Genomic DNA, 8,147 nt, shown 5'->3' with positions numbered 1-8,147 from the left:
AATCCTATCGGCGCCACCCCCGGCGGGTGCACTTTCTTCAAGGCCCGGGCCGCCGTAGAGAGGTCGGCATCACAGGCGCGGCGTTTCCCCGCCACGCCCGGCAGACAGATCTGGAAAACGGAGCCGGTGCATTGCCCGACAGCAACCTGAATAACCACCCCAAAGAAGACGAATTGAGGACAGAAACCTTTTCGCTCGAACAGCATCCTTTCTACTGGTTCACCTATATCGTGCTGCATCGCGGCCGCGAATTGAACCAAAGCCTGGCGCCCCATGATGTCGATTATCCGCGCTGGCGGGTGATGGCGGTTCTGAAGGAATGGCCCGGCTGCACGATGCAGTTCCTCTCGGACGCCGCCGGCGTCGATCGCACCACGCTGACCCATACCGTGCGGCTGATGACCGACGCGGGGCTGGTGCTGAAGACCCAGCGCAAGTCGGACCGGCGCAGTGTCGTGCTGTCGCTGACCCCCGCGGGCGAGGCCAAGCTGGAGCAGGTGCTGCCCTTCGTCATCGCCACCAACGAGAAATGCCTCGCCGGACTGTCCGAAACGGAAGTCGACAACTTCCTGGGCACCCTGCGGCACATCATCCTGAATATCCGCGAGCCTCAGGAGGCGGCGGACAAGAACGAGCCCGGTCCAGACGATCGGCCGGAGCCAAAACTCGATCCATAGTACCGAACAGGGGGAAAGATGGAACACGCAGACACCACCCGGACCACGGGCCAATCATGAGGGACAGCCGGACACCGGCGACCGAAGCGCCAGGAAAATCTTCGATAACCCCGAGCCTCTCCATATCAGAGGTGCCGACGCCGAGACGTCGCGCCGCAGCAGGGGAATAGGCCGATGTATACTGCTCTGTTCCTCGTCCAGACCCTCAACGGTCTGCAATTCGGCATCCTGCTGTTCCTGATCGCCGCCGGGCTGACGCTGGTCTTCGGTGTGATGGATTTCATCAACCTCGCCCATGGCGTGCAATATATGCTGGGGGCTTATCTGGCGGTGATGTTCTTCGGGTTGACCGGGAATTTCGTTCTGGCGCTGATCCTTGCGCTGGCCGCGGCGCTGGTGTTCGGCCTGCTGCTTGAGTTCTTGGTGTTCCGCCATCTCTATGACCGCGACCACCTGGACCATGTGATCGCGACCTTCGGGATCATCCTGTTCCTCAATCAGGCGGTCAAGCTGATCTGGGGCGCCGCGCCGCTGTCGCTGCCGGTGCCCGAGGCGCTGTCGGGTTCGGTCGAGCTGATGCCCGGGGTGCTTTATCCGGTGTGGCGGCTGGTGATCATCGGCGCCGGGCTGGTGGTTGCGCTGTTGCTTTACGTTCTGGTCACCCGGACCCGCATCGGCATGTTGGTGCGCGCCGGCGCCACCGACGCCGATATGGTCTCGGCGCTCGGGGTCGATATCCGCAAGCTCTTCATGATCGTCTTCGGCTTCGGCGCCATGCTGGCCGGTTTCGGCGGTATCATGATCGCCCCGATCCTGTCGGTCGAACCCGGCATGGGCGACGGCATCCTGATCCTCGCCTTCGTGGTGATCGTCATCGGCGGCGTCGGCTCGATCCGCGGCGCCTTCATCGCCGCCCTGCTGATCGGGCTGGTCGACACGCTGGGCCGCGCCTTCGCGGTCGACATCCTGCGGCTCTTCATGTCGTCGTCGAGCGCGCGCACGGTGGGCCCGGCGCTGGCCTCGATGCTGATCTATCTGCTGATGGCGACGGTGCTGTTCATCCGCCCGTCCGGCCTGTTTCCGGCGAAGGGAAGGTAGCCATGGCGAATATCGACCAGACCACCGCCGTCGGCATCGCCGCCGCGACGCCGCGATCCCTCGCCGCCGTCCTGCCGGTGGTGATCTTCGGCTGCCTTGCCGTCATCCCGATCCTGTCGACCTTCGGGGCCGAGACCTATCTGCTGGGCATCGCCATCCGGATCATGATCTTCGCCATCGCCGCGCTGTCGCTCGACCTGCTGGTGGGCTATGGGGCGATGACCTCCTTCGGCCATGCGGCCTTCATCGGCATCGGCGCCTATGCCGTCGGCATCCTGTCGGCGCATGGGGTCGGCGACGCGCTGATCGCGCTGCCGGTGGCGCTGGCCGCCTCGGGGCTTTTCGCGCTGATCTCGGGCTTTATCTGCCTGCGGACCAAGGGCGCCTATTTCCTGATGATCACGCTCGCCTTCGGGCAGATGGTGTTCTTCACCGCCAGTTCGCTGTCGATCTACGGTGGCGACGACGGGATGACCATCTATGACCGCAGCACCATCGCCGGCTGGGACATCCTGGAAAACGACCGGGTGCTCTATTACCTGGTCTTCCTCAGCCTGCTGGGGATCTATCTGCTGTGCCGCAGCATCGTCGCCTCGCGGTTCGGCCGGGCGTTGCGCGGCACCAAGGAGAACCCCACCCGGATGGCGACGATCGGCTTCAAGGTCTTCCGCTTCCAGCTCACCGCCTATGTGATCGCGGGGATGATGGCGGGGCTGGCGGGCTTTCTGCTGGCCAATGCGACCAATTTCGTCAGCCCCGCCTATATGTCCTGGCAGCGCTCGGGCGAGCTGTTGATCATGATCATCCTCGGCGGCACCGGGCGGCTGATCGGCGCCATCATCGGCAGCGCGGTCTTCCTGATCCTCGAGGAATGGCTGGCCGGCATCACCGAACATTGGAAGATGATCTTCGGCCCGCTGCTGGTGCTGGCGGTCCTGTTCGTGCCGGGTGGGCTGATTGGCATCGGCAACCGGCTTTTTGGGAGGGCGGAACGTGACTGACCCTGTGCTGAGACTTGAGGCCCTGTGCAAGAATTTCGGCGGCCTGCAGGTCACCGACAATGTCACCCTCGATATCCTGCCGGGGGAAATGCACGCGCTGATCGGCCCCAACGGGGCCGGCAAGACCACCCTGATCCACCAGATCTCGGGCGTTCTGAAACCCAGCAGCGGCCGCATCTTCTTTGCCGGCCGCGACGTGACCCATGCCGGCCCCGATACCCGGGCGATGCACGGGCTGGCGCGGTCGTTCCAGATCACCTCCGTGCTGCCGGCCTTCACCGCGCTGGAAAACACCGCCATCGCGGTGCAGGCGCGGCGCGGCTCCAGCTTCCGGTTCTTCGGCCGGGCCGGAACCGAGGCGGCGCTGAATGAACCGGCGCTGGCGGCCCTGGTCGAGGTCGGGCTGGAAGACCGGGCGCATGTCCCGGCCGCCCGGCTGTCGCATGGCGAGAAACGCGCGCTGGAACTGGCGATGGCGCTGGCGATGGAGCCGAAGATGCTGCTGCTGGACGAACCCATGGCCGGCACCGGCCCGGAAGAGACCGAGCGTCTGGTTCAGGTGCTCGACCGGCTCAAGGGGCGGTTCCCGATGCTGCTGGTCGAGCACGACATGGAGGCCGTCTTCGCCTTGGCGGATCGGATTTCCGTGCTGATCTACGGGCGTATCCTGATGACCGGAACCCCGGCCGAGGTCCGCGACCACCCCGAGGTCATCGCGGCCTATCTGGGTGACGAACTGGAGGACATCCATGCTTAGGGTCGAAAATCTTCAGGCCGGATACGGGCCGGCGCAGGTGCTGTTCGACATGAGCTTTCATATCGACAGCGGCGAAGTGGTGACCCTGCTCGGCCGCAACGGCATGGGCAAGACCACCACGGTGCGGACGATCATGGGCATGCTACCGACCCAAGCCGGCCAGGTGTCGTTCGACGGCAGGCCGGTCACCGGCCAGCCCTCCTATCGGATCGCGCAGCGGGGTCTGGGGCTGGTGCCGGAAGGGCGGCGCATCTTCCCCTCGCTCAGCGTCGAGGAGAACCTGATCGCCACCGCCGCGTCGCGCGATGGCAAGCCGGCCTGGACGCTGGAGCGCGTCTATGGCTTTTTCCCGCGTCTCAAGGAGCGGCGCAGCAATATGGGGGATGAGCTGTCGGGCGGCGAGCAGCAGATGCTGGCCATCGGCCGCGCGCTGATGACCAACCCCAAGCTGCTGATCCTCGACGAGGCGACCGAGGGCTTGGCGCCGCTGATCCGGCAGGAGATCTGGGATTGCCTCGCCCGGCTGAAGCAAGAGGGCGAGTCGATCCTGCTGATCGACAAGAACATCAAGTCGCTGCTGAAGCTCGCCGACCGCCATGTGATCGTCGAAAAGGGGCGCACGCCCTGGACCGGCACCTCGGCCGAGCTGACCGCGGACGAGACGATCAAGCGGCGCTACCTGCAGGCCTGATCCGGCCGGTCCCGCATTGCTCCGCAGGAGCGGCGCGGGACCGGCTGGCAGCGCGGCCTGTCTCAGGTGCCAATGAAAACCGGTTTGCGCTTTGCGACAAAGGCGGCGGCGGCCTCCTTATGGTCGTTGGTGGTGGACGACAGGATGTGATTGCGTGCTTCTTGATCGAAACAGTCCCCCAGCGATCCGCCACCTTCGGCCAGGGCGATGTTCCGCTTGATCCGTCCCAGGGTCAGCGTCGGCCCCACCGCCAGCGATTGCGCCACCGCCATCGCCTCGGCCCAGACCGCATCATCGGCCACGGTGCGCGTCACCAGCCCCAGTTCGGCGGCATCGCGGCCGGACAGGACCGGCGACAGCAGATAGAGTTCCCGCGCCCGCGCCGCCCCCAGCATCCGGGTCAGGAAACAGGTTCCCCCGAAATCACCCGACAATCCGACCTTCGCGAAGGCGGTGGTGATCTTGGCGCTCTCGGCGCAGATGCGCAGGTCGCAGGCCAGCGCCAGCGACAGGCCCGCCCCGGCGCAGGAACCTTCGATCAGGGCGATGGTGGGTTTCGCCATCTCATGCAGATATTGCGACGCGGTCATCCGCTCGCGCAGCGCGTGGATGCGTTCGCCCAGCGAAATCTCCCGCCCCTTGCCGGCATTCATCGCCTTCACATCACCGCCAACGCAGAAATGCCCGGCCGATCCGGTCAGCAGAACCGCCCGCACCGCCGGGTCTTCGGCGGCGCTGGCAGTCGCCTCGCACAGCGCCTGCGTCAGTTCCGGATTCAAGGCGTTGCGGCTTTCGGGCCGGTTCATCTTCAGGATCAGCAACCCGTCCCGCAGGTCCTTGATCAATACGTCCGTCATGCTGGCTCCTCCCAACTAAGTCCTGTTGCACACGGGAAAATCGCGCCTCTGCGCCTTTTCATTCCGATGAGACTGACATATGTCAGGTTAGAGACCGAACAGAATCGGGTCAAGCCGTCGCGCGGCGAACCAAGCCGCCCGGCCAGAGATTTGGCCGTTGTACGGGGGCAAGGCCCCACGTAAACTTGCCTGCGGGCTGGAGTTCCAAAGGAGGTGCCCTTTGACCGTGAGCCAACCAAACCGGCGGGTGTCCGCCGTGCGGGACAAGCTGCTGGAAGAGGCCGAGATCAACAGCGTCCAGAACGCCGACCTGGTCCAGAAGCGGCGCGAGCAGATTTGCGATGCCGCGCTGGAACTGTTCCTGGAAAAGGGCTTTGCCTCGACCACGATCCGCGACATCTGTGCCCGCTCTGGCATCAACCAGGCCAGCATCTACGATTACATCGCCAACAAGAACGACATCATGCGGCGGCTGATGAATCAGGTCTGGTTCCGGCGCGACGTGCCCTCGCTGCCCGAGATCCTCGAGGATCAGAGCCTGTCTCTGGAAGAGGCGCTGATCCGCTATTTCCAGGCGACCTGGACGACCAAGCGCAAGGGCACGCTGCTGGTCTATCGGTCGGTCCCCTACATGCTGGAGGAGGATCGCAAGGCCATGCACGCCCGCGAGATCGCCAACATGAAAGACGTTGCGGACGAATTGCAGCGCCGCACCGACAAAGAGATCACTGATGGGCAGTTGGAGATCCTGGCCAACTTCCTGGTGTTCCAGGCCTCTTTCGGCCCGATGCGGGATTGGCTGAACAAGGGGATTCCGCAAGAGCGATTCATCCGCGTGATCGCCGCCGGTGTCGCCGCGATGGTGCGCGAGCTGATCGAGACCCCGATCCCCGACGACACACCCAGCCAACCCCAGTCCTGACCCGGCAGCGCCTGCCGCCCGGGCCGCGATCGCGGCCGCCACTGTCCTGCGGCTTGAGTCCTGACAGATGTCAGGATAGGCTGACCATGATTGCGCACCGCCACGGGAGGGTCCGGCGCGCGTCGTTGGGAGGAGGATGGAATGACGAAAGCAGCGGGGCCGCTCGATGGGGTGGTGGCGGTGGAAATCGGCGGCGGCGCGGGCGGGGCCTGGTGCGGGCGCATTCTTGCGGATCTGGGCGCGCAGGTGGCCCGCCACGCGGCCGGAGATAGGCTGGCCGAACGCGAGGAAATCCCCGGCGATCGGCGCAGCCGCGGTCTGGTCGATGCCTGGTTGAACGCGGGCAAGGCCGATCTGGCGGCGGCCGGGCTGGATCGGGCCATCGCCGGGGCGGATCTGCTGATCCTGGGAGAAAGTGCCCCGAGGCTGGAGATCGCGGCAAGGCCACGGCGGGCGACGATCGACCTGTCCTGGTTCGGCCGCTCCGGGCCCGCCGCCGACTGGCAAGGCTGCGATCTGATCGCGCAGGCGCTCTGTGGGATGATCCATCCGGCCGGCCCGGTCGACGGCCCACCTCGCCAGTTGGGCGACCTGCAATCCGCGCTGCTGGGTGGGGCGACAGGCGCGATCGCCGCGCTGATCGGGTTGCTCGCCCCCGAGGGGCACCGGCAGATGGAGGTCAGTATCCTCGAGGCCTGCATGATCCTCGGCGAATTGCAGACGGCGGACGTGCATCTGCTCAGCCGCCCGGTGCCACGGCTGGGGATCAACCGGTTCTCGCCCACCAGCCCGGTGGGGATTCACCGCTGCAAGCAGGGCTGGGTGGGGATGACGATCATCACCCCGGCGCAATGGCAGACCTTCTGCGACATGCTCGACATGCCCGAGCTGGCTGCCGACCCGACGCTCGCCACGATCTATCAGCGCGAACATCGTCAGGACGAGCTGGAGCCGATCTATGACGCGAAGCTTGCCGCGCGCACGGCGGCGGATTGGGCGGCACAGGCGCGGGCGCGGAAAATTCCCCTGGTCGAAGTCCCCGACGCCGGCGCCCTGTTGGCCCATCCGGTCTTTGCCGCACGCGGGGCGCTCCGCGAGGTGGCCAGCAGACGGGGACCGCTGCGCGCTCCCGCCTCGCCGCTGCGTGTGGCGGCCCCGGCGGGGCCTGATTCTCCCCCCCCCCGCCGCCTGGCCGAGACCGACGACGCCACCGCGATCCTCGCCGGGCTCAGGGTCGCGGATTTCTCGATGGGCTGGGCCGGGCCGTTGGCGACGCGGATATTGGCGGATCTGGGCGCCGAGGTCATCAAGATCGAAGCCGGGCGATATCCCGACTGGTGGCGCACCACGCAGTGGACCCCAGAGGCGATCGCCCGCAAGCAATACGAGGAAAGCTATCGCTTCGCCGCCGTCAACCGCGGCAAGAAGAGCGTGAGCTTTGATCTGACCACCGAGGAAGGGCGCGATCTGGCGCTTGGGCTGGTGGCGCAATCCGACGTGGTGTTCGAAAATCACGCGGCCGGCGTGATGCAGAAACTGCGCATGGGCTGGGAGGATCTGAGCCCCGGGCGCGATGATCTGATCATGGTGTCGATGTCGGCCTATGGGGCGGGCAACGCGCTGTCGGAGACCCGCGCCTATGGCTCGACGCTGGAACAGGGGGCCGGGCTGCCCAGCTTTCGCGGCCAGCCGGACGAGCCGCCGGTGATGGGGCATATCGCCTATGGCGATCCGGTGGGTGGACTCTATGGCGCGGCGGCGCTGCTGGCAGCGCTCTATCACCGGCAAAACGGCGGCCGCGGTCAGTGGCTGAACCTCAGCCATATCGAAACCCTGCTGCCCTTTGCCGGCGCCGCCCTGCTGACCCGCGGCGCCACCGGAGCGGAACCGCCGCGGATCGGCAACCGTCATGTCGGCATGGTACCGCACGGGATCTTTCCCGCTGCGGGGACCGACAGCTGGCTTGCCCTTGCGGTGGAGGGGCCGCAGACTTGGCGCGCGCTGGCGCGGCCGACCGGGCGCCCCGACTGGGCCCGCCCTGCCGATCCCGCCGATCGCCGTGCCATCGAGGATGAGATCGAGACCGCCATCGCTGCCTGGTCGGGCCGGCAGCCCGCCGCCGAGGCCGCCGCGGCCCTGCAGGC

General features: G+C 66.3%; 8 protein-coding genes. 7 read left to right on the top strand and 1 reads right to left on the bottom strand.

The window, feature by feature from the left end:
• The 5 genes from ACN0V4_RS21440 to ACN0V4_RS21420 all read left to right on the top strand — a co-directional run.
• A partial coding sequence (locus ACN0V4_RS21440) for a MarR family winged helix-turn-helix transcriptional regulator (protein WP_417679946.1) occupies positions 1-677 on the top strand: 677 nt, incomplete at its 5' end.
• A 174-nt stretch (positions 678-851) separates the two neighbouring features.
• Entirely contained in the window at positions 852-1,775 is a 924-nt protein-coding gene (locus ACN0V4_RS21435) for a branched-chain amino acid ABC transporter permease (RefSeq protein WP_417679944.1), read from the top strand.
• A gap of 2 nt (positions 1,776-1,777) precedes the next feature.
• Complete coding sequence (locus ACN0V4_RS21430) at positions 1,778-2,776, top strand: branched-chain amino acid ABC transporter permease (protein WP_417679942.1); 999 nt, start codon at positions 1,778-1,780, stop codon at positions 2,774-2,776.
• Positions 2,769-3,533 carry an ABC transporter ATP-binding protein gene (locus ACN0V4_RS21425; protein ID WP_417679940.1) on the top strand — a complete coding sequence of 255 codons (765 nt, stop codon included), beginning with the start codon at positions 2,769-2,771 and terminating at the stop codon, positions 3,531-3,533. Before ACN0V4_RS21430 ends, ACN0V4_RS21425 begins: the two co-directional genes overlap by 8 nt.
• Positions 3,526-4,224: an ABC transporter ATP-binding protein gene (locus ACN0V4_RS21420; protein WP_417679938.1), complete on the top strand. Its 699-nt coding sequence runs from the start codon at positions 3,526-3,528 to the stop codon at positions 4,222-4,224. Before ACN0V4_RS21425 ends, ACN0V4_RS21420 begins: the two co-directional genes overlap by 8 nt.
• Before the next feature lie 62 nt (positions 4,225-4,286).
• Here ACN0V4_RS21420 and ACN0V4_RS21415 read toward each other — a convergent pair whose 3' ends face one another.
• On the bottom strand, positions 4,287-5,081 hold the full coding sequence (locus tag ACN0V4_RS21415) for an enoyl-CoA hydratase (RefSeq protein ID WP_417679936.1): 795 nt from the start codon (positions 5,079-5,081) through the stop codon (positions 4,287-4,289).
• A gap of 226 nt (positions 5,082-5,307) precedes the next feature.
• Between ACN0V4_RS21415 and ACN0V4_RS21410 the strand changes: the two genes are divergently transcribed.
• Both ACN0V4_RS21410 and ACN0V4_RS21405 read left to right on the top strand, forming a co-directional pair.
• Complete coding sequence (locus ACN0V4_RS21410) at positions 5,308-6,003, top strand: TetR/AcrR family transcriptional regulator (RefSeq protein ID WP_417679934.1); 696 nt, start codon at positions 5,308-5,310, stop codon at positions 6,001-6,003.
• Positions 6,004-6,144: 141 nt separating this feature from the next.
• On the top strand, positions 6,145-8,147 hold a 2,003-nt coding region (locus tag ACN0V4_RS21405; RefSeq protein WP_417679932.1), incomplete at its 3' end, for a CoA transferase.

This window comes from Pseudodonghicola sp. (assembly GCF_048268305.1).
Classification (GTDB): domain Bacteria; phylum Pseudomonadota; class Alphaproteobacteria; order Rhodobacterales; family Rhodobacteraceae; genus Pseudodonghicola.
This window is presented reverse-complemented; position numbering and strand designations above follow the sequence as displayed.

Coding starts and splice junctions, on each gene's coding strand:
- ACN0V4_RS21420 (WP_417679938.1), top strand. CDS start 3,526: ATGCTTAGGGTCGAAAATCTTCAGGCCGGATACGGGCCGGCGCAGGTG.
- ACN0V4_RS21435 (WP_417679944.1), top strand. CDS start 852: ATGTATACTGCTCTGTTCCTCGTCCAGACCCTCAACGGTCTGCAATTC.
- ACN0V4_RS21415 (WP_417679936.1), bottom strand. CDS start 5,081: ATGACGGACGTATTGATCAAGGACCTGCGGGACGGGTTGCTGATCCTG.
- ACN0V4_RS21430 (WP_417679942.1), top strand. CDS start 1,778: ATGGCGAATATCGACCAGACCACCGCCGTCGGCATCGCCGCCGCGACG.